19 protein-coding genes are annotated in these 21,052 nt (G+C 69.7%); 7 read left to right on the top strand and 12 right to left on the bottom strand.

Going from position 1 to position 21,052, the window contains the following annotated elements:
- Nucleotides 1-60: 60 nt before the first annotated feature.
- A complete protein-coding gene (locus ACZ60T_RS01415; RefSeq protein WP_469663430.1) occupies nt 61-618 on the bottom strand; it encodes a TetR/AcrR family transcriptional regulator in 558 nt (185 codons plus the stop codon).
- 262 nt (nt 619-880) lie between these two features.
- Here ACZ60T_RS01415 and ACZ60T_RS01420 point away from each other — a divergent pair, with 262 nt between their 5' ends.
- The gene (locus tag ACZ60T_RS01420; protein ID WP_469663432.1) at nt 881-1,519 is read left to right on the top strand and encodes a TetR/AcrR family transcriptional regulator; all 639 of its coding nucleotides are present in this window, start codon (nt 881-883) and stop codon (nt 1,517-1,519) included.
- Between the two features lie 23 nt (nt 1,520-1,542).
- Here ACZ60T_RS01420 and ACZ60T_RS01425 read toward each other — a convergent pair whose 3' ends face one another.
- Together ACZ60T_RS01425 and ACZ60T_RS01430 are read right to left on the bottom strand one after the other, a co-directional pair.
- Nucleotides 1,543-1,860, bottom strand: a complete 318-nt coding sequence (locus tag ACZ60T_RS01425) for a hypothetical protein (RefSeq protein WP_469663434.1) — start codon at nt 1,858-1,860, stop codon at nt 1,543-1,545.
- A gap of 109 nt (nt 1,861-1,969) precedes the next feature.
- Nucleotides 1,970-2,998 carry a helix-turn-helix domain-containing protein gene (locus ACZ60T_RS01430; protein WP_469663436.1) on the bottom strand — a complete coding sequence of 343 codons (1,029 nt, stop codon included), beginning with the start codon at nt 2,996-2,998 and terminating at the stop codon, nt 1,970-1,972.
- A gap of 191 nt (nt 2,999-3,189) precedes the next feature.
- Here ACZ60T_RS01430 and ACZ60T_RS01435 point away from each other — a divergent pair, with 191 nt between their 5' ends.
- Together ACZ60T_RS01435 and ACZ60T_RS01440 are read left to right on the top strand one after the other, a co-directional pair.
- Entirely contained in the window at nt 3,190-7,521 is a 4,332-nt protein-coding gene (locus tag ACZ60T_RS01435) for a S8 family serine peptidase (protein ID WP_469663438.1), read from the top strand.
- Between the two features lie 281 nt (nt 7,522-7,802).
- A complete protein-coding gene (locus tag ACZ60T_RS01440) occupies nt 7,803-8,939 on the top strand; it encodes an acyl-CoA dehydrogenase family protein (RefSeq protein ID WP_469663440.1) in 1,137 nt (378 codons plus the stop codon).
- On the opposite strand, the gene ACZ60T_RS01445 is transcribed toward ACZ60T_RS01440, so the two are convergent.
- Nucleotides 8,940-9,776, bottom strand: coding sequence for an SDR family NAD(P)-dependent oxidoreductase (locus ACZ60T_RS01445; protein ID WP_469663442.1), 837 nt, complete (start codon nt 9,774-9,776; stop codon nt 8,940-8,942). It lies immediately after the preceding gene.
- A gap of 182 nt (nt 9,777-9,958) precedes the next feature.
- Nucleotides 9,959-11,158 (bottom strand): MFS transporter, encoded by a 1,200-nt coding sequence (locus ACZ60T_RS01450; protein ID WP_469663443.1) that lies wholly within the window; start codon nt 11,156-11,158, stop codon nt 9,959-9,961.
- Between the two features lie 94 nt (nt 11,159-11,252).
- Between ACZ60T_RS01450 and ACZ60T_RS01455 the strand changes: the two genes are divergently transcribed.
- Together ACZ60T_RS01455 and ACZ60T_RS01460 are read left to right on the top strand one after the other, a co-directional pair.
- Nucleotides 11,253-12,101: a helix-turn-helix transcriptional regulator gene (locus tag ACZ60T_RS01455; protein WP_469663445.1), complete on the top strand. Its 849-nt coding sequence runs from the start codon at nt 11,253-11,255 to the stop codon at nt 12,099-12,101.
- Between the two features lie 77 nt (nt 12,102-12,178).
- Nucleotides 12,179-12,778: a GNAT family N-acetyltransferase gene (locus tag ACZ60T_RS01460; protein WP_469663447.1), complete on the top strand. Its 600-nt coding sequence runs from the start codon at nt 12,179-12,181 to the stop codon at nt 12,776-12,778.
- Nucleotides 12,779-12,939: 161 nt separating this feature from the next.
- On the opposite strand, the gene ACZ60T_RS01465 is transcribed toward ACZ60T_RS01460, so the two are convergent.
- The gene (locus ACZ60T_RS01465; RefSeq protein ID WP_469663449.1) at nt 12,940-13,470 is read right to left on the bottom strand and encodes a GNAT family N-acetyltransferase; all 531 of its coding nucleotides are present in this window, start codon (nt 13,468-13,470) and stop codon (nt 12,940-12,942) included.
- Nucleotides 13,471-13,600: 130 nt separating this feature from the next.
- Here ACZ60T_RS01465 and ACZ60T_RS01470 point away from each other — a divergent pair, with 130 nt between their 5' ends.
- The gene (locus ACZ60T_RS01470; RefSeq protein WP_469663451.1) at nt 13,601-14,275 is read left to right on the top strand and encodes a class I SAM-dependent DNA methyltransferase; all 675 of its coding nucleotides are present in this window, start codon (nt 13,601-13,603) and stop codon (nt 14,273-14,275) included.
- Here the strand turns inward: ACZ60T_RS01470 and ACZ60T_RS01475 are convergent.
- On the bottom strand, nt 14,224-14,832 hold the full coding sequence (locus ACZ60T_RS01475; RefSeq protein ID WP_469663453.1) for a hypothetical protein: 609 nt from the start codon (nt 14,830-14,832) through the stop codon (nt 14,224-14,226). The two genes, ACZ60T_RS01470 and ACZ60T_RS01475, sit on opposite strands and share 52 nt — an antisense overlap.
- A 196-nt stretch (nt 14,833-15,028) precedes the next feature.
- Entirely contained in the window at nt 15,029-17,200 is a 2,172-nt protein-coding gene (locus ACZ60T_RS01480; RefSeq protein ID WP_469663455.1) for a TerD family protein, read from the bottom strand.
- Nucleotides 17,201-17,410: 210 nt separating this feature from the next.
- Between ACZ60T_RS01480 and ACZ60T_RS01485 the strand changes: the two genes are divergently transcribed.
- The gene (locus tag ACZ60T_RS01485; protein ID WP_365631738.1) at nt 17,411-17,719 is read left to right on the top strand and encodes a hypothetical protein; all 309 of its coding nucleotides are present in this window, start codon (nt 17,411-17,413) and stop codon (nt 17,717-17,719) included.
- Nucleotides 17,720-18,000: 281 nt separating this feature from the next.
- Here ACZ60T_RS01485 and ACZ60T_RS01490 read toward each other — a convergent pair whose 3' ends face one another.
- The 4 genes from ACZ60T_RS01490 to ACZ60T_RS01505 form a co-directional block, all read right to left on the bottom strand.
- Entirely contained in the window at nt 18,001-18,501 is a 501-nt protein-coding gene (locus tag ACZ60T_RS01490) for a peptidylprolyl isomerase (RefSeq protein WP_469663456.1), read from the bottom strand.
- 225 nt (nt 18,502-18,726) lie between these two features.
- Nucleotides 18,727-19,335 (bottom strand): hypothetical protein, encoded by a 609-nt coding sequence (locus tag ACZ60T_RS01495; protein ID WP_469663458.1) that lies wholly within the window; start codon nt 19,333-19,335, stop codon nt 18,727-18,729.
- Nucleotides 19,336-19,474: 139 nt separating this feature from the next.
- Nucleotides 19,475-19,921, bottom strand: a complete 447-nt coding sequence (locus ACZ60T_RS01500; protein ID WP_469663460.1) for a hypothetical protein — start codon at nt 19,919-19,921, stop codon at nt 19,475-19,477.
- 58 nt (nt 19,922-19,979) lie between these two features.
- The gene (locus ACZ60T_RS01505; RefSeq protein WP_469663462.1) at nt 19,980-20,894 is read right to left on the bottom strand and encodes an aminoglycoside phosphotransferase family protein; all 915 of its coding nucleotides are present in this window, start codon (nt 20,892-20,894) and stop codon (nt 19,980-19,982) included.
- Nucleotides 20,895-21,052 lie beyond the last annotated feature (158 nt).

A 21,052-nucleotide genomic window follows, 5' to 3' on the forward strand; every position in this document is an offset into this window, starting at 1 on the left:
AGTCGAGGGGCAGGGCTGCCGAGGAGGAGGGCTTACGTCAGACGGTGCCGCGCGGCCGGATCACAGCCCGAGGGCGGGCAGGACCACGGCGTCGATGTAGCCGCGCAGGAAGGCCGGGTCGGCCGGCTTGTCCGCGACCAGCGGCTGGAACATCAGGGCGCCGAGCAGCAGATGGGGTACGTAGGCCAGGGCGGGAGTGTCCGCTCTGACCTCCCCCCGGTCGACCGCCCGCGTCAACAGCACGTCCAGCCCGGTCAGTTCCGGCGCGACGAACAGCTCACGCAGCGCTTGGAGGAGGTCGGGGTCGGTCTGGACAGCGTGGATGAGACCGCGCATGAGCGCGGTGTCCTTCTCCATCTGCTGGTCGTCCAGTCGCGACACCATGGCAGACAGGTCACCACGCAGTGTGCCGGTGTCGATCTCGGCGAGGGTGACGGGCTTCTGGTGGCGCAGCGCCTTGGCGACCAACTCCGGCTTGCCCGTCCACTGGCGGTAGAGGGTCGCCTTGCTGGAGTGGGTGCGCGCGGCGATGGCGTCCATGGTGAGCGCCTCGTAGCCGACTTCCCCGAGGAGATCGAGGATGGCGGCATACAGTTCCGCCTCTCGCTCCGGCGTCATCCGCGTGCGGCGCCCGCGCGGTGTGCCACCTCGTTCGGCCACAGCCGTGGTTGTCGTACGCCCGGCCACAGTGAATCACCCGCATCCTTATCGAAACAGAACCGTTTCGCACGACAGCAGACTAACCCCGCCGACAATGAATACGAAACCGTTTCGGTAGTGAAATGGCTCACCGGGGCTTTCGCGGCGCCGGACGCCCCGCGGCTCAGCGCGCACTTCACCTGAGAGACTGGGACCACAGCAGATCCAGGAGGCGACACACATGGCGAGCACGTCCCCGGCCCCGGCGAAGCCCGGCCGCCCCCGCGACCGCGGGGCCGACGAGCGCATACTTCGCGCCGTCGTGGACGAACTGGCCGAGAACGGCGTCGCCGGCTTCACCATCAACTCCGTCGCCGCACGCGCGAAGGTCGCCAAGCGCACGCTCTACTCCCGGTGGCCCGAGCGTGACGACCTGATCGTGGCCGGCCTGTCCACGCTGTCGGTGCCCCTGCGCGCACCCCGCACCGGCAGCCTCGCCGAGGACATGCGGATCCTCTACGACGCCGTCGCGGAGACCCTCGACAGTCCCCGCTGGGTGATCGCCGCCCGCTGTTCCATCGAACTCCCCGACTATCCCGACCTCTACGCGGTGTTCCGACGCGACTGCGTGGACCAGCAGTTGGCCGTCGTGGTGGAAGTCCTCGACGACGCACGGGAACGCGGCGAACTGAGGCCCGGCGTCGACGTGGCCGTGGCCGCGGAGTCCTTCGCCGCCGCCATCGCGGGCTTCTGCACGTACCTCGCCCGCTTGCGCGGGGTCAGCCCGCAAGGCGTACGCGACCGGTTCCTGGACATGTTCCTGCACGGGTTGTGTGTGGACACACAGGCCCAGCCGGACGACAGCTCAGCCGCACAGTAGACGCGCGGACCGGCGAGCACCGGTCAAGCACACTCGATGAGTTCGGACATCGTCGCGCTGATGGCCGCGGTGAGGGCAGCCCCTTTCACGTCAGGGGCCACGAGGAACCTACGCGCGCGAACGGTGACGGCGGGCCGGTTCCGCGCGCTCCAGCGCGGCAGTGTGCGCTCCACCGGCCACACGTCGTCCGTCCCGGTCAGCGTGAGCACCACCGACTCGGAGGCGCGGCGGGCGAGCCAGGCGGCGCCGCCACACAACTCCCCGACACCGTCGCGGCGTTCGCGATCAGGGACGATGCGCCCCTCGGCCGCGATCACCACCGTCCGGCCACGCGCGAGCAAGGCCTCGGGCGGCTCCCCTCCCGGTACCGGATGCGCGCGACAGCGACAGCCCGCCGGACCGCTCGGCCCCGGCGCGCGCCCGGACTTCGTAACGTCACGCGCCGTCGGCCTACAGCCAACCCCGGCGGGCCGCCTGGATTCCCGCCTGGAAGCGATTGCTCGCGGACAGTTCGTCGAACAGCCTGCGGGTGCGGCGGCGCATGGTGCGGGTGGACAGGCCCAGGCGGCGGGCGATCGCGGCGTCGGTCATGCCGCTGGCCAGGAGCGCGACCAGCGCGCGGTCCGCCTCGTCCGGGCCGTCAGGGGCCGCCAGGTCGTCGGAGTCCGGGCCGCCCGCCGCATGCGGCCCACCGGTCGCGGGCCGCCCGCCGGGTACGAGCGGCAGCGCCCGTTCCCAGTAGCACTCGAAGAGGTCGATCAGCGCGTTCAGCAGGGTCGACTCCCGGACGAGCAGGGCGCGGGAGGTGTCCAGGTCCAGGCTGAGCGGCAGCAGCGCCACCTGGCGGTCGGCGATCGCCAGCTTCATCGGGAGATTCGGCAGCACCCGGCTCTCCTCACCGAACCCCGCCAGCCTCTCGATCTCCTCCATCGCGCCCGGAACCTCCAGCGCTTCCGGCGTGTAGATCCCCCGCCACCGCACCCCACCCGCCAGGCTGGCCGGTTCGACCGGGTTGCTCTGCGCCAGCACGTACGGCGGCCGGTCCAGTACCAGCATCTCCTCGTGGACCTGGTGCTGGAGCCGGACGAACCAGCGGCCCAACGCCTGGGGTCCCTCCAGCAGTTCCACGGCGCCGCCCCGGCCGTCCCCGCGTTGGACCGAGTGGAACAGCGACGACAGTTCCACCGCGGTGGTGCGCACCGCCTCCAACTGCGTGGTGCGATGGCGTACCAACGCCTCCACCGCCGCGTCCGGCTCGATGGCGGTGTAGCGCCGTCGGCGCCCGGACAACCGGCTCACCAGTCCCTGGAGCCGCAGCCGGGTGAGCGCGCGGTCCACCCGGTCCGCGGGCAGGCCCAACTCCCTGCCCAACTCGGCGGGGGTGGCGTCGCGATGGCCGAGCAGCGTCCGGTACACACACTCGTCGAACCGGGGCACTCCGACCGCCTTCAGGCTGCCGCTGTCGTCGGGTTCTTCCATGCCACCTCCCAGACACCGCCATGGCCGCGCTCGAAGTCCGCCTCGATCTGGGTCAGTTCAGCAGGGAGCGACCAACTCCACATCAGTTCCCCCGTGTTGTGGAACGTGATCGTGGCCTATGAGTGCCAATGGCCGCAAGGGGACTTCACCCGGCGTTGCCGATCACACCGGTGGCTCGCTACGACTGGACGATGCGCCTCTCACGAAGACGAACTGCCGTGCTGGCCACGGCCTTTGCCGTAGCCCTGAGCGGGCTTGCCGTTCAAGGCAGCCCACGAGCAGCCGCCACCTCCGCAAGCGCCGCCGAGCGGGTCCTGGTGCGACTCGACGGCGGCCCCGCCCTCCAGTCGGTGGACCAGGCGCGGATCGACACCCGCGGCGAGGTCTCCGCCTCCGCGGTGCGCGAGGTACGGGACCGGCGTGCCGAACTGCGCACCGCCCAGGATCGGTTCCTCACCGCCGTGCACGACGCCGGGATCAAGGCCACTCCCCGGAAGAAGCTCACCGGGCTGGTCAACGGCGTGGCTCTCACCGTGTCACCGGACGACCGGAAGCGGCTGGCCGAACTGCCCGGCGTCTCCGCGGTACTCGACGACACCCGGATGCGGGCCAGCACCGACACCAGCGTCGACCTGATCGGCGCCTCCCAGGTCTGGCAGCGCAAGGACCCCGGCGGTACCAAGGCCCGCGGCGCGGGCACCACCATCGCCGTGATCGACACGGGCATCGACTACAGCCACCCCGACCTCGGCGGCGGCTTCGGCCCGGTCCACAAGGTCGTCGGCGGGCACGACTTCGTCAACAACGACGACGATCCGACGGACGACAACGGCCACGGCACGCATGTCGCGGGCATCATCGCGGCCGACGGACAGCGGCCGGACGGGGTGCTCGGTGTCGCCCCCGAGGCGCAACTCACCGCGTACAAGGTGCTGGACGCCGACGGCGCCGGCTACACCTCGGACATCATCGCCGGCCTGGAGGCCGCGGTGGACCCCGCGAACCCGCACCGCGCCGACGTGGTCAACCTGAGCCTGGGCGGGCCGGGCGACGGCACCGACCCCTTGGGGCTCGCCGCAACCGCCGCCACCAAGCTGGGAGTTGTGGTCGTCGCGGCGGCCGGGAACAGCGGCCCCGGCGTCGGCACCGTGGGCACCCCGGCCCTCGCCGACGGCGTGCTCTCGGTCGGCGCCTCCACCAGCGGGCTCACCCTGCCCACCGCCCATATGGTCACCCCACGCCGGGAGTTGCTCCAGACCTACCGCGCGCCGTACTCGGCCAACCCGCCGCGTAAGCCGGTGACCGGCGAGCTGGTCGACGTCGGTGACGGGACCGAGGAGGACTACGACCGGGTCGGCGATGTGACCGGCAAGGTCGTCGCCTACCGCGCGATCCTGCCGCAGAGCCTGTCGTACGTCTCGTCGCTCATGCTGGAGCAGGCGCGGCTGGCCGAGGAGCGCGGCGCGATCGCCCTGCTCGGATACGCCGAGTCCAGCGGCGGCCCGGTCCTCGCCCCACAGCGCACCGAGGCAGGCACCGGAGATCCGGCCGCCCCCGGCACCGTACAAGTGGACGTGGGCGCCCGGCAGTCCGGGGACAGCTTCCGGATGGACAAGATCACGGTCCTGGGCCTGGCCGAGACGCAGTGGCCTGAGCTGAGCACGGCCCTGGCCAAGGGGAAGGTGGAGATATCCGTCTCCGGCCAGGATGTGACCGACCGGATCGCCTCGTTCAGCTCGCGCGGCCCCGGCCCCGACTTCCAGTTGGCGCCCGACCTGGTGGCGCCCGGCGTGGAGATCCGCTCCACCTGGCCCAAGGAGCAGTGGGAGCCTGGGAGTTACCGGCTCTCCGGCACCAGCATGGCGGCCCCGCACGTCGCCGCCTCCGCCGCTCTGCTGCGCCAACTGGAGCCCGGCGCCTCGGCGGAGGAGATCCGCGCCCGGCTGATCGGCTCGGCCACCCCGGTCGAGGACGCTCCGACGACCGCGCAGGGCGCCGGTCGGCTGGACGTCGCGGACGCGGCCGACGCCACCGTCATCGCCTCCCCGACCTCCCTCTCGCTGGGTCTCGCGGACCTCTCACGGGACCGGGTCGCTCGCAGCGGCAAGGTCACCCTGCGCAACACCTCCGACCGGTCGACGACGCTGCGGCTGAGCACCCGGGCGGCCGGGAAGGACGCGGGCGACGCCCACGTCAGCCCGGCCCGGGTGACCATCCCCGCCGGGGGCACCCGGTCCGTCACCGTACGGGTGTCCGGCGACGTCGGCACGAGCGCCGACCGTGACCTCGCGGGCTGGCTGGTCGCCGACCCGGAGCGGACCGGCGAGCCGAACCTGCGGGTGCCCTACCTGCTGGCGGTCCGGCCGCTGGTGGTGCAGACCTCACCGGATCCCAGTGACGGTCAGTCCACCGCGTTCGTCTTCAGCCCCACCCCGCTCGCCGCTCCCCCGACCGTGACCGTGACTCCCCCGAAGGGCCGCCCGGTCGACATCGTGGCCGAGCTCGACCACGGCACCTGGTACCGGGCGCGGCTCGACGGCGACCGCGCGGGCACGTACACCGTCTCGGTGCGCGCCGACACCGCGAGCGGCGAGCGGCTGCGCGGCCGTTCCGCCTTCGAGGTGCTGCCGGAGGACAACCGGCCCGGCGGCCGACGGTGGGAGCCGATCGGGCCCAACGGAGCCGCGGGCAACATCGCCACCACGGAGGCCCAGCCGTCCACCGCGGTCCTGACGCAGTACGTCAACCGGGCCCCCTGGATGACCGACGACGCCGGAGCGACCTGGCGGCAGCTCTCCCGGCTGCCGGTGGCGAACGGCACCGGCTCCGCGCTGACCGACGCCCGCCATCCGGACACCCTCTGGTACGCCGTCAACGCCCAGACCGGCGGCGGCATGAACAGCGTGCTCGACTTCACCTACCAGGGGCAGCTCCTGCGCAGCCGCGACAGCGGACAGACCTGGCAGCGCCTGGACGTTCCCGACACCCATCTCTACGCCCTGGTCGGCGACCCCAAGTCCCGCGTCCTCGCGCTGGTCACCGCGGACGCGGTGCTGCTCAGCCACGACGGCGGCGACACCTGGACCGAGCGGCCGAACCCGCTCGGCACGGAGGTCCTGGACGCCGCGATCGGCGGTGACTCGCTCTACCTGGGCGGCCCCGCCTCGGTGTGGAAGCTGCCCGGCGTACTGGACGCCCACGAGGCACCGGCCGCGGAACGCGTGTACGACGCACCCGCCCAGGAACGCCTGCGGGGTCTGACCGCCGACGCGGACCTGGTCGCCGTGATCACCGAAGACCAGGTCGTGGGCTCCCGGGACGGCGGCGGCCATTGGAAGGAGCTGCGCCAAGTCGAGGACGGCGGGCTCCAGTCGATCACCTTGGCCAAGGGCACCCTCGCCGTCTTCACGGTCGGGGCGCAGCAGCACCTCAGCCGGGACCACGGCGCGTCCTGGTCGGTGGTGAACAAGCCCATCAGCGGCTCGGTGATGTCCGACCTCTCGCCCTGGACCGGCGGCTCCCTGCTGTGGTCCGCTCCGGGAGCCGGGATGTTCACCACCGGCAAGGACGGCAGCGACCCGCGGCGCGTGGGGGTCCAAGGGGTCAGCGCCTACGACCTGGCGGTCCTGAACGCGTCCGACGGTCCGCAACTGCTGGCCGGCACCGACTCCGAGATCTACCGCACCGCCCTGCCGACCGGGCCGGTCACCCCGCGGACCGCCGAGTGGGGACTGAGCGGATCGGAGGCGTACTTCGGACGGAAGATCGGCCAGCTCGCCGTCTCGCCCAAGCACCCGGACACGGTCTGGAAGATCCGCAAGGACGCCCTGTCCAGCTTCTACGTCTCTCGCAGCGACGACGCGGGGAAGACCTGGCAGGAGCGCGGCCGGACCAACGAGACACCGCTGAACCTGGCGGTGGGCCCGGTCGACGACGACCGGGTGGCCGTCACCTTCTCGAGCCTCGCCGGCCCCGGGGTCTACCGGACCCTGGACGGCGGCGCGACCTGGAAGAAGCTCTACCAGGACCGGCTGTTCCGGGCGGTCGCCACCGACCCCCGCGACCCCGACCGGCTGTGGCTGGGCGCGGCGGACGGGCTGTACCGCTCGGACGACTTCGGCACCACCGTCACCAAGGTCGCCGACGGCGCGGTCACCGCCATCACCCTCTCCAAGGACGGCAGACGCCTGGTGATCGGCGGCTCCACGCTCCGGGTCAGCGACGACGGCGGCGCGCACTTCCGCACCGCGGACACCGGGCCACTGCCTCTGCGTGTCTCGGAGATCGTCCTCTCCCCGAAGAACCCGGACACGATCTACGCGGGTACCTCGTCGTTCACCGCGAACGACCTGGTCAAGGGCGGTCGTGGAGTGCTGCGCAGCACCGACGGCGGGCGCAGTTGGACCAATGTCTCCGGTGGCCTGCAGAACCTGGACGTGATCTCGATGACCATCAGCCCGAACGGTGACTGGCTCTACGCCGGCACCGAGATGGGAGGGGTGCACCGCCTGCGGACCGGCTGAGCCGACAGCACAGAGCCCGTGGTGCGGGCGCGGCGGCCACCGTGGCTACCGCGCCCGCACCGCTGTCACCGTGCGCTCCTGGGTGGCCCGGTGACGCTGCGGGCAGCGGGCCGATGTGGGATCCGCCGCGCGGCCTCGGCCTGGAATCGCACCCGGCGGCCGTGCGGGCTGGGGAAGGGTGCGGCTTCTCGCTACAGTGACGCTGGCTCGGTACCGACAGCGAGGAGCGATCGTCCATGGCGGACTCGGCCGGATTACATGTCAGCTCGGAATGTCCCGCGATGCTCCAGCGGATCGACGCGCTCGGCGGGGCACTTGAGGCGAGCGCGGGCGCGGCCGAGGAACTCGGCAGACTCACCGAGGACACCGCGCGGGCCCTGCTGGACACCGGGATCGTCCGGGCCGGACTGCCCAAGGACCTCGGTGGCTACGAGTTCTCCCCGCGCCAACTGATCGAGACGATCGAGCGGGTCAGCTACCACGATGCCGCGGCCGGTTGGACGATGATGGCGCTGCAGATGGTCACCGGTACCACCGCGGCCTATCTCGGTGCCGTCGCGGCGGCGGACCTGTTCCCCGACACCGCCGGTGGGGACCACGCGTTGTTGGCGGGGCACGGCACCCGGCCGGGCCGCGCCGTTCCGGTGGAGAACGGCTATCTGGTGAGCGGCAGTTGGCAGTTCGCCTCCGGAGTGGCGCACGCCACGCACATCCACAGCGCGATCCAGGTCGAGGGCACCGGGGAGTTGCGGGTGCTGGCGATGCCGAAGTCACAGGTGGAACTCGTCGACAACTGGGATGTGCTCGGGCTGCGCGCGACGCACAGTATCGACTACTACTGCGCCGATGTGTACGTACCGGCGACGCACACGTATCTCGCCACGACGACAACTCCCGCCCATGGCGGCGCGATCTACCGCCTCGGCCTGGTCAACATGTCCGCGATCGGGCACACCGGCTGGGCATTCGGCGTCGGACGGCGCCTGCTCGACGAGCTGAAGTCGGTCGCCGCGGCCAAGACCGGCACCCGTAACGCCGTTGTCGACACCGCGCAGTTCCACGCGGAGTACGCGACCGCCGAAGCCAGGCTGCGTTCCGCGCGGGCGTGGGCGACGGAGGTGTGGCAGGACATCGAACGCACCCTGGACGCGGGCGAGTTGCTGAGCACCGAACAGGACACCCTGCTCAGGCTGGTACTCAACCACGCTACGCGGACCGCGTACGACGTGGGTCAGACGATGCATCGATGGGCGGGGACGACGGCGATCCGGCGCGGGCCGATCGACCGGTTCCTGCGTGATCTCGGCACGGGTACGCAACACGTCACCTCCAGTCCGATGGTTCTGCAGAACTGCGGGAAGTGGCTCACCGGTGCACAGCCCCAAGCCCATTGGGAGTTCCTCGACCTGGCGCCGTGATCAACAGACCGTTGCGGTACGGGGGAAGGGCGTGCCCGTGAGGGCGGCGCTGGTGGAGCGCAGGGCGAGGCGGGCTTCTTCGTCGTACGCCTGGTAGTGGGCGCGTACTTCGTCGGCGCGGTTGAGGTAGCGGCCGGTGCGGTGCGCGTACCGGGGGTCCTCGACGAGGCGCAGGAGGTTCTCGGTGCCTTCGGCAACGCTGCTCTGCGGTGTGTAGAGGTGGGTGACGATCTTGGTGGGCATGTACGAGGCCGGGTGGAGGGCGTTGACGGTCACGCCGTCGTTCTCCAGGGTGGCCGCCAGGTCGAAGGTGAGGATGATCTGGGCGAGTTTGGCCTGGCAATAGGCCTGTTCGCCGCTCCAGCGCTGTCGCAGCATGACGTCGTCGAAGTCGATGGCGGCCTGGCCTGCCGAGGTGACGTTGATGATGCGGGCCGGGGCGTTGCGGGCCAGGAGCGGGGCCAGGCGGACGCTGAGGATGTGGCAGGCGAGGTAGTCGACCTGGAAGGTCAGCTCGTGGCCTTCCTGACTCTCGCGGCGTCGCAGTTCCACACCCATACCGGCGTTGTTGACCAGGGTGTCCAGCCGGTCGTATGCCAGCAGGCGGGTGGCGAGGTCCTGGATCTCCTGGAGGCAGGAGAAGTCGGCCGTCTCGTAGCTGAGTTCGCGGTTGCCGGTGGAGGCGCGCAACTCGGCCAGCAACTGGTCACCTTTGGCTCTGCTGCGGCCGTGCAGGATCAGGGTGGCACCGCGGGAGGCGAGTTCTTCGGCGACGGCGCGGCCGAGGCCGTCGGTGGCTCCGGTGAGGAAGATGGTGCGGTCGCTGAGGTCGGTCATCTGTCGGCCTTTCGGTGAGTGGTGTGCTGCGCGAGTGCGGTACGGGTGTGGGGCGCGGGTGGGGGTACGGGTGCGCGGTGGTGGGCCCGCGTGTGCGTGGTGGTGGGGTCCGCATGTGCGCGGTGGTGGGGCCCACGTGTGCGCGGTGGTGCGACCCGCAGGTGTGTGCCCCTTCGCTTCGTTCAGTGCTTCGGGGTCGGGCGCGGGATCAGCAGGTGGACGACGGCGGCCAGGAGTGCGATGCCCGCGCCGGTCAGGCACAGGACGCGGGCGGTGACGCCGTCGTCGAGCAGGATGCCGCCGAGGGCCGCGCCGAGGGCCTGGCCCAGGTAGATACCGGAGGAGTTGAAGGAGATGACGACGCTGGGGAGATTCGGTGCCAGCTCGGTGAGCCGGTGGTTGTTGGGGGTCGAAGCGGCCCAGCCCGCGGCGCCGTTGAGCACCATGACGATCAGCACGGCGACGAAGGAGGTGCTGACCGTCAGTGCCGCGAGGGTGGCGATCAGCAGGGCGATGGCGAGGGTGAGGGTGCGTTCGGCGCCCAGCCGGTCGGTGAGCCAGCCGCTGCCGAAGGAGCCGAAGACACCGCCGATGCCCCAGGCGAGCAGGGCGGCGGCGAGCTGGGTGCCGTGGATGTGGGCGATCTGTCCGAGCACGGTGGCGGTGTAGGTGTAGATCAGGATGCCGGCACCGCTGGTCAGGAGCATGAAGGCGACCATGGCCAGGACGCGGCGGTCGGCCATGACAGCGAAGCGCTGGGTGAGGGGGATCGCGGGCGGGATCGGGAGGGCGGGCAGGACGACCAGGACGCCGAGCAGGGCGAGCGCGCCGACCGCGGCGACGAAGACGAGGCTGGCCTGCCAGGACAGGTGCTGTCCGATGAAGGTGCCCACGGGGACACCGAAGACGGTACCGACGGTCAGGCCGCCCAGGATCACCGACAGTGCGCGGCCCCGGTGGGCGGGTCCGGCGAGCGTGGCCGCTGCGGCGGAGGCGTTGGGGGTGTAGAGGGCCGCGCCGAGTCCGGCGATGACGCGGGCGGTGAGCAGCAGGGTGAGGTCGGTTGCGGCGGCGGAGGCGAGGTTGGCGAGGACGAACAGGGTGAGGGCGACGGCGAGGAGAGGCTTGCGGGGCAGTCGGCTGGTCAGTACGGCGAGGAAGGGTGCGGCGAGGGCGTAGGTGAGGGCGAAGGCGGTGATGGTCTGACCGGCGGCGCCGGTGGAGATGTGCAGGCCGTCCGCGATCTGGGGCAGGATGCCGGCCAGGACGAAAGAGTCCGTTCCCATGGCGAAGGAGCCGAGGGCGAGTACGGCAACGGGCTTGCCCCAGGCGGGAGTTGAGGGCGCCAGGGTGGGGATCATGGTGGTGGTTGACGTGGTCACGGAACGAGAATGCGGCGTCCGGCGAAGGGGGTACAGAGGGGCGATCATGCTGGTGTAATGACCACCAGGACAGGCGTGGAGAGAGGGTCCATGTATGGCGGGCATGCAGCGTGAGCTTCTGGCGGCGTTTCTCAAGTCCCGGCGAGGCATGCTCTCCCCTGAGCAGTTCGGCCTGAACCCGGGGTCTCGGCGCCGTACCCCGGGGTTGCGGCGCGAGGAGGTCGCCCAGCTCTCCGGAGTGAGCCTGACCTGGTACACCTGGCTGGAGCAGGGCCGGGACATCCGGGTCAGCCGACAGGTCCTCGAAGCCCTCGCGCAGACACTGAAGTTGACTCCGGCCGAGCGGCGGCATCTGTTCACGCTGGCGGAGACGGCGTTACCGGCCGAGCAGCCGCAACCGCAGTCGGGGACCATCAGCCCGACCCTGCGGAAGCTGGTGGAATCCCTCGACCCGAACCCCGCGCACGTCACCAACGACTACTGGGACCTGCTGGCCGCCAACCGTGCCTACGCGACCCTCGTGGGCGGCCTCCACCACCTTCCCCCGGAGGAGCGCAACAGCATCTGGCTGCTGTTCACCCGCCCTCAGATGCAGTCGCTGCTGGTCGACTGGCAACGCGAAGTCCGCGACATCCTCGGTCAGTTCAGGATCGCCGTCGGCAAGCACCCCGAGGACCCACGCCCCCAGGAACTCATCGACACCCTGACCAAGACCAGCAGCCAGTTCCGCACCCTGTGGTCCGAGCACCCCGTACAGGCGTTCCGGCCCACGATGAAGCGCTTCAGCCACCCCACGGCAGGCCAACTGAACCTGAACTACACGAAGTTGGATGTGGCAGAGAACCCCAGTCAGCATCTGGTGGTGTTCATGCCCGCCACCGACAGGGACGAGCGGGCGCTGACCCGCCTGGTCACCGACTCCCCCGAACCACCCCTGCTGTAACCACTACCTCCGGTGACCAGGCGGCTTGGGTCGAAAACGGGAGGACACCGGACGGAGTGGCCGGGCACAATGCGGCCATGGCTGATCATGCGAGTAGCGCTCCGTGCCCCGGCTTCCTCGACAAGCCCACGCTGAGCGGGGATCGGGTCCTGCTGCGGCCGGTCACGGTGGATGACGTGCCCGCGTTGATGCCGATGTTCCAGGACGTGGAGACATCACGGCTGACCGGCAGCCATGACGACGGCGAACTCGACGAGGCACGCATACGCACCTGGTACGACACCCGTGGGGCTCAGGACGACCGGCTGGACCTTGCCGTGGTCGAGCGGACGACGGGGAACGTCGTCGGCGAGGTGGTGCTCAACGAGTGGGACCCGGACAACGAGAGCTGCAACTTCCGCATCTGTCTCGTACCCGGGAGCTACGGGCGCGGACTGGGCACGGAAGCGACCCGACTGATCGTCGGACACGGCTTCCAGAAGCTGGGCCTGCACCGCATCTCACTGGAGGTCTACGCCTTCAACCCGAGGGCTCGCCGCGCCTACGAGAAGGCGGGATTCGTCACCGAGGGTGTCCTGCGCGACGCGCTGCTGTGGGACGGCACGTGGGTGGACGCGACGGTGATGTCGATCCTGGCGCCGGAGTGGTTCCAGAGCCAGCAGGCTGACGGGGCCTGAGCGCCCGCCGCCAGGCGTTGCCTGGGCTGCTCGTCCGACGCGTCGTACATGCCTCGCGCCCCGCCACGCTCTTTGGCCGTGCGCACCTGCTTGCTCAGGGTGAGCGACGGCTGCGACGCCTGTGTGATGGTCACCGTGCGCGGGTGTCCGCCCCACCGCGGTCACTCAGCCTCCGCGGCCGACCCGCAGGGCTTCTCCATGAGGGTGAACGACTTGGGTACGCCACCCGGCTGCGGCTTGCCCGCCTTGTGGCCGACGACCCGGTAACCGGCGTCCAAGTAGTAGGAGTTGAGGCGCGCGTTACCGGCGAGACAATCCAGACGGACGTACGCCCGCCCCGCCGCGGCGATGCGACGCTCCGCCGTACGCAACAGCAACCGCCCTGTTCCCGGCTGGGCGTTGCTCCGATCCACCATCAACCGATGCACGTACCCGGCCACTGGCGGCTGCGGCCCCCACGCGTCCTCGTCGTCCCACCACAGCTCCCACGCTCCGACCAGGCGACCAGCAGCCTCGGCGAGCCAGATCTCACCGTTCTCCATGGCCTTACGGAAGTCGCCCTCGCCGAGCTGACCAGGTTGCCACTGACCGGTGATGCCCTGGGCGAGCATCCAACGGGCCGCATCGTCACGCAGCCGAACAAGGGTGGCGAGGTCGGCCTCTTCGGCGAGCCGGAAGCGAAGATCGTTCATACCACGATCCTCGCACGGGCGTCGGCGTCCTGGTGCTCAGCACGGGCTGTACGGCACCACCTTGCCGCAGCACGCGAAGGGTACGTACCCAACTCGACTCGTCTTGGCGCCGGGCACTACGGTCGTGGGCGTGATGGACCACGATGCTCTCAGTGTCACCCGCGAGGCCTACGACGCCGCCGCCCCGGTGTATGCCCAGATGTTCCGCGACGAGTTACGTAACAGGCCTTTGGATCGTGCGATGTTGGGCGCCTTCGCCGACGTCGTCAGTGCGAGTGGGAACCGCCAGGTCGCGGATCTGGGATGTGGACCTGGCCATATCACCGCACACCTGGGGGAGTTGGGGCTCGCGGTACGTGGCTTCGATGCCTCTTCCGCGATGATCGAGTCAGCTCGGCAGGCGTACCCGGCCCTGCGGTTCGATGTGGGCTCGATGGCCGCGCTGGACATCGCTGACGGCGCGCTCGGAGGCGTACTCTCCCGGTGGTCCGTCATTCACACCCCGCCACGCGAACTTCCCGTCATCCTGGCGGAGTTCCACCGAGTGCTTGCTCCTGGCGGCCATCTCCTGATCGGCTTCTCCGCCAGCGAAGGTCCGTCCCACCCGACGCAGGTCTTCGATCACGCCGTCGCACCGGCCTATCGGTGGTCGCCGGATCACCTCGCTGCGCTGTTGCGTACGGCCGGTCTGACCGAGGTGGCCCGGATGGTTCGCGAGCCTCAGCCCACCGACCGGCGGCAGTTCAAGGAGATCTACCTGCTCGCCGGTAAGTCCGAGGAGGACTCCGCCCAGTTGGGCACATGACCACGCCCCGGCCTGCCGAACGGCTCCAGGGACCGGGCGAAGTCGGCGAGCGCGTGGAAGTCGTCCTCGCGCAGACCGACCCGTGGATTGACGTAGTGCAGAAGCCCCGGCCCGCGGTGGTGGGCGGTCACGTACGCCTGGTCCAGATCGCTCTGTTCGTCGTCCACCCAAGCGAACGGACGCCCGTCGGCGTAGTCCACCAGAGGACCGGTCTTCCAGTGGATCCCGTCGGGGCGTTCCCGCAACAGAGCGTCACCGAAGTCGACGAAAGGGAGTTCGGGCAGGCCGAGTACCGGAGCGATCCACCGATTGGCGTCGTCCATCCACGTGGTGGCCCAGCACAGTTCGTAGCCGAGTCGCAGCAGAGAACCCCCGTGCTCCGGGTTGAGCCAGACCCGCAAGGGTCTCCGCCGGTTCGAGAGCCCTCCGTGTTCCTCTCGCGTTCCACCGTCCCGGGGCACCCTGAGCGTGGTGCAGCCGTCGGGACGCCTCTCCGGCTTGGCCGCATAGGGATTGAGGGGGCCGTCGACGTCAAGGAACAGTAGTGGCCGGTTCACGCTCTCCCCCGGTTCCGCTCGCGGTGGACGCCTGTCTCGCACGGCCACCTTCGCGGAGAGTATGAAGGCCTCCGACCATCCCTCGTACGCGGGACGGCCGGAGGCCTCAAGTCGGTGGCGAGGAGAGCGAAGGGGCTAGTTCAATGAGTGATGAGAAGGAAGCCTCTTCATGGCCTCGCCACGGCTACGTTAACAGTCACCCGGGAATCAGGTCACGCAGATTTTCAGGCGTGACGACACGCGACCGCGGATGCAGCCCGTCGGGCTTCTCCAGGCCGATGTAGGTGACGGGGCCCGCCGGGAGAGTCGTCCCGTCCCACAGGGTGGTCGTCGTCGCGTCGTCGGTCATCAGGTCGATGAGGTAGCGCACCGTGAGGTGCTCGCGCTCGACGATGCCGCGCAGCAGCGTCGCGACCGTCACCTGGTTGCCCTCGACCCGGTTGGAGCTGGGATTCCCCTTCAGGTAGAGGTGCAGCCACTTGGCGCGCCACCGGCCGTCTGCACCGCGCAGGAAGGCCACTGGCAGCGCGACCCGGCCGGGACCGCGCAGCTCCGACTTCATGCGCACGGTGCGCGGCTCGAACGGGCGCCCGCTCTGCTCGGTCTCACGCAGCATGAACCCGAAGAACGACTCCTCGACCTCCTCGAAGCCCTCCCCGGAGTAGATGTTGACCTGCGGCACGATGAACGCGCCGCGCACCGCGTCCAGTTGGAGGTTGATGAACTCCGAGGCCCCGTCGGGCGCCTCCGTGATGTCGCCGGAGTGCTCGCCTCCGGCGTCGCGGAGGTTGGTGTACGACAGCCAGGAGTCGGTCTCGTAGTCGGCGTTCAGCAGCAGCGCCGACAGGTCGTAGTCGGTGGTGTGCTCGGTCTGCTTCCAGTACACGAAGAAGCGCAGCAGATTCCCCTCGACCGGGGAGAGCGAGCCGCGCGGCAGCACCCCGAGCCCGGAGGCGGTCGTCCTGCCGCTGAGCGGCAGCGCCACTTCCAGGACATCCGGGTCGATCAACAGGTGGTCCACGGTGGGCAGTCGGCGGCGCAGCTCCCCGTCCAGGGCGACGATCAGCCGCTCGCGCTCGGGTGCGGGCACCGGTGGGCGCGTGTCCTCGGTGGTCCAGGCCCGGCCTAGGCGGTTGACGAACACCCGGCGCTCGCCCGTCTCCTGCGCGCGGTTGTGCAGGTGTTGGCGCACCGAGAGCACGACCGGGCCGGAGACGTCAGGGAGGACCTCTTCGGCGGCGGTCACGACGGCGTCCCGTTCGTCCTGCGTACGGGCGTCGCGCAACAGCCGGTCCAGGGAGCGGAACAGCTTGCCGGGCGCCGCCTTCAGTACGTCTACGGCCCCGATGATGTCGCTCATGGCGAGCAGTCGCTCCGCCCGGCCGTCGACGGAGCGCACCGGCTTCTCGCCGCGGGCGACGGCGAACACGTCGGCCGCGTACGGCCATTGCGGGTACTCGTGCGGGTGCAGCCGCTCGCCGAGCCGCTTCCACATCTCGCGGTGCGCGTGTACGTCACCGAGCTTGGCCGGTGACGCGGCGACGACCGTGTCGACGCCGGCGAGCAGCGCCCGGCGCACCGCACGGGGCAGCCTCCGCAGCCGTGTCGGCTCCTGGAGGCTTACGTCACCGCCCGCCAGGGCGCAGGCCAGGCGGAGCACGTCGGTGACCGTGTCCAGGAGCAGGCCCGAACCGGCCGCCAGCCGGGCCTGGTTGACCACCGCGCGGTTCTCCCGCACCGGGATCTTCTCCGGCTGCGGCTCGTCCACGCAGTGACCGGCGAGGTCCCGCAGATCCCGTACGCCGTCCTCGTTCAGGGGCGTGCTGCTTCCTGCCAACTTCAGGTACAGGGCGCTGAGTTCGTCGTCCACATCGTCGCCCAGGTGCAGGACCGTCATACGGTCGCCCGCCGCCGCGATCAGTTCGTCGTGGTGGGTCAGCATCTCGGCGTAGGCGTGCGGGTAGGTGCCGTACGACGGGAGGGTCAGCAGGTTCACCACACCGGTGCTCAACTGCTCCAGCGTGCCCGCGCGCGTCCGGTCGTCGGCGAGCGCCTCGGCGATGCATCGCGTCCAGAAGTCGACGGTGTCCGGCACGTTGGCCGGGAAGTCGATGAAGTACACGTTGTGCCGGACGTGGTCGCCGACCATCTCACGGACGGTGGTCAGCGTCCGTACGGCGGTGTCCAGGACCGTGCCCTCGGACAGCTTCGACAGATGTTCGAGCAGGGGTGCCGAGAGCTTGAAACCCACGGACATCAACGCGGCGTCGAACTGCCGCGCCGCGATACTGCCGTCCCCGGCGGGGCCCTTGGGGAAGGGGATGCGGTGGGTGTGCCAGATGACCAGAGAGTCGAGTCGGTGGACCATTCCGGCATGCTCCCAAGGTCGACCGAACAGCCGCACCCGGATTTCGCGGGGCATGGCGGGTGCGTGTGACGGGGCCTGTACGTGACCGGCGTGCTCTACTGCCGGCACCGATCAATCAGTTTCGGCCAAATGTGACACGTACATATACAGGCGTTCACATCTTCGCCATGCTGACGCACACTCTCTTCACAACATCGACAGGAGCATGTCATGCGTCGTCGCCTCGCAGTCCTCGGCACCGGAGCTGCCCTCTTCGTGGCCGCAGGAGTGATGACCGCCCCCTCCGCCTCGGCAACCTCCTTCTGCTTCACGTCCCAGGGCAGTAACTGGGGCTCCGTGAGCTGCCAGACCACCCCTCCCAAGAACAGTTGGCAACTCGTCCTGGTCTGCAAGAGCGACACCGTCAACAACGCCCAGGTGACCGTCAACGGCCGCTGGCACACGGGCGACGGCTCCGACACCCTCTACTGCCCCACCGGCTACAGCGCCGCCTACACCCAGGTCAATAACAACAACTGACCTTACGGGTGGAGTGAGTTGTCAACGCACGAACTCCGGTCCCTTTGCACGGGACCGGAGTTCGGATGAGAGTGCCGGGCAGGCCTTGCACCTGCATCTCCCCGCAGGAAGCGGGGCGTCTTTCCTTGGACCACCAACGCAGCACCAGCCGACCCGAGTTGCGGCACGACCAGCTCGTGATCAAGCTTAGCGCAGGTCGTCAGTGCTCCCGTCGGCAGACCGGCCGCCGTCGGCTGACCCGCCGACGACATGTCCGCCGACGGGACCTGTGACCTGCCGTCTCACTCGACGATCTCGGCGCGCTCGATGACGACGTCCTTCTTCGGGACATCCTGATGCCCGCCCTTGGAGCCGGTCGCGACGGACTTGATCGCGTCGACGACCTCCCGCCCCTCGACGACCTCGCCGAAGACCGCGTAGCCCCAGCCCTGCATGTTCTTGCCACTGTGGTTCAACATGTCGTTGTCGGCGACGTTGATGAAGAACTGGGCCGTCGCCGAGTGCGGGTCCATCGTGCGGGCCATCGCCACGCTGTACTTGTTGTTCCTCAACCCGTTGTCCGCCTCGTTCTGGATGGCGGAGCGGGTGCTCTTCTGCTTCATACCGGCTGCGAAGCCGCCACCCTGGATCATGAAGTTGTCGATGACCCGGTGGAAGACCGTGCCGTCGTAGTGGCTGTCCTTGACGTACTGGACGAAGTTCTCGACCGTCTTCGGCGCCTTCTCGGCGTCGAGCTGCAGAACGATGTCACCGTGGTTGGTGACCAGTCGGACCTTCGGCATGATGTTCTCCCCGGCTGTTCAGGCAATGGAATGATCAAGAGGCATTGTGGCAGCACTCGCCTGAGCACGAGGGCAATGCACGCGCGGCGTTCGACGGATCCGGCAACTCCATCGATGCGACCCTGGTCGGGTCGGTCGCGTCGGCGAAGGAAATGAGCGAGAGCGGGGCGCCATCCACTTCAAGCGCGCCGTGGGCACGACCCGTACCAGCCTGTGCTCCCGCACTCAGGTCCGCGACGGTAGCCTCAAGGCGCGGGCAAGCGCATGGCCGACGCGCTCCGCGTGACCCGGCAGTTGCCCGGTGGCCCAGCGGGTGGCCAGGTCCAGGAAGTCGGCGAGATCCTTCTCCGCACCCGTCAGCAGGTGGCGAAGTTCCGTTACGGACACGTCGATCCACTGACTGATGTCCGCATCGGAGTCGACGGTCAGGCGAACCGTGGAGCCGTGGCGTTCGACGGTGGGTGAGGGATCGTGACCGAGCCACGCAGCGGAACCGTCACCGTCGAGGGCTTCCCACCAGTCGCCTCGGTCCTTCAGCCCACCGCAACAGCCCGGCACGAGACGGGTACCGGTGACGGTGTCCATCACTTCCAACCCGCCTGCGGCGAACAGCGGTTCCTTGGTCAGCAGCCCGTGGAGGAAGCCACCGAGCGGATCACCAGGGCGCGGCGGGCGGTCCGCTCCAGGATCGACGTCATTGCAGGCAGCCAGAGCCATCACCGCACTACCGACGTCGCCCGACGTCATCGCTCCGTCGAGCGCAAGGAAGGTGTAAGGCTCGACATCAGAGATCGGCCAGAGGTCAAAGCGCTCATGGCTGGGGATCTCAAGCACGGGTCGAACAGTGATCACCCATCGATGATGCCGCAAGCCATTCCCGGGCACACGCCCTCGTGTCCGGAACAGCCGGGGCTGCGCAACCCCGACAGGGCATCCCTTCTGCGTGCGATCAGCCTGAGTGGACAGCAGCGCGTCACCGTGGGCGGTGTCGGTGGTGCGGAGGTGGTGTGTGTCCGTTGCCTTCGCGTTGTGACTCGTGCCAGCGGTGGCGGGCTCGGCGTAGACGACGTCGTGTATGCCAACTCCTGGCCCGTCTGCGGCAGATGGTCCCCGCGCTCAGGATCAGCATCAGGGCGAGGAGTGCGGCTATGAGCGCCTGAGAGGCGCAGGCCACCAGCATGTCGGCGCGGAAGAGGCCATAGCTCGCCGCCGTCAAGGCGGCTGCTCCCACCCCCTCTGCCTGGAAGACCCGGGTCGCCGCGCCCGGAACCGCCTGCCCCTGGGCCGCCCACTGTTTCAGTCCCTCGGCGAACCAGAAGGCGGCCAGCGCTGCCACGTCCAACGCCGAGAGCAGAACCGCCAAGCCGATATCCACCACCCGCATCAGCATGTTCACCATGCTGATGCGGGCGGCAGCCACGGCGCCTGAGTACGGCTACTCAGGTTCGGCTGCGTGCCGGCAGTACAACGCCGATCGTTCAGCGGGCCGTTGTGATGAGGCGTCGTAGCGCGTCGTGGGCAGGTGGTCCCCAGGTGGGCTTGCCGCCGGGGCGTCCATGAACGCCCGCGTCTCCGATGAGGATGCCTACGAGCGCGCGTAGCACCGCCCAGCCGCGGGCGCGGCGCAGGGTCGCCGCGTCCGCGGTCGGCCGGTAGGCGGTACGGAAGTGGTCCATGGCTTCCTCCGGCAGCAACAGCCACGGGGCGGCGAGGTCGCAGGCCGGGTCGCCCGTGCAGAGGTCACCGAAGTCGATCACGCCGCAGAAGGTCCCGTCCGCGGTGAGGATGTTGGCCGGGTGCAGGTCGCCGTGGAGCCAGAGGGCCGGGCCCGCCCACTCGGGCGCGGCGACCGCGTCCTCCCACACCGCGCGAACGGCCTCCGGATCGGGGACCAGCCCCAACTCGTCAGCCGAGGAAAGCCACTTGGCGAAGTGTTCCGCGCAGTCGGTCAACGGGCCCCCGCGACCTCGACCGGCGGGCGCTTCGGCGGGGGCGGGGTGGTGGAGGGCCGTCAGGAAGGCGGCCAGGCTCTCGGCCGCCTGCGCGGCGCGCGTCACCGGGACACGATCGGCGGGCGAGCCGGGCACCCAGGTCGTGACGATCCAGGGCCGCGGAAACCGTTCGGAGGGCTCCCCGAGGCGTTGGGGGACGGGGACCGGCAGGGGGAGGCGTGGCGCGAGGGCGGGCAGCCAGGTGTGCTCCTTGCGCAGCAACGCGTCCGCGGACTGCGTCGCCCAGGGCAGCCGGACCGCGAGGTCGTCACCCAGTCGCCACAGTTGGTTGTCCCAGCCACGCGCACCCAGCCTCACCGGGCGATCGACCAGGTCGGGGTGCTGGTCGCGGAGGAGATCCCGGATCAGCTCCGCGGTGATCTCGATCTCGGTACTGGTCATGAGCGGCAACCGTAGTCGGGGCGGCCGTCCATCCCCTCTGTCCGTACGCCGATTCCCGGTTGCTCCCTCGTAAGTGGCCTCCATATAGCGGAGTTTGCCTGTGCGGAGAGAACTGTGGGAACCTCGTACGCCACCTCTCTGAAAGGGCTTGTCGTGAT

This window comes from Streptomyces sp. NPDC104371, assembly GCF_055583785.1.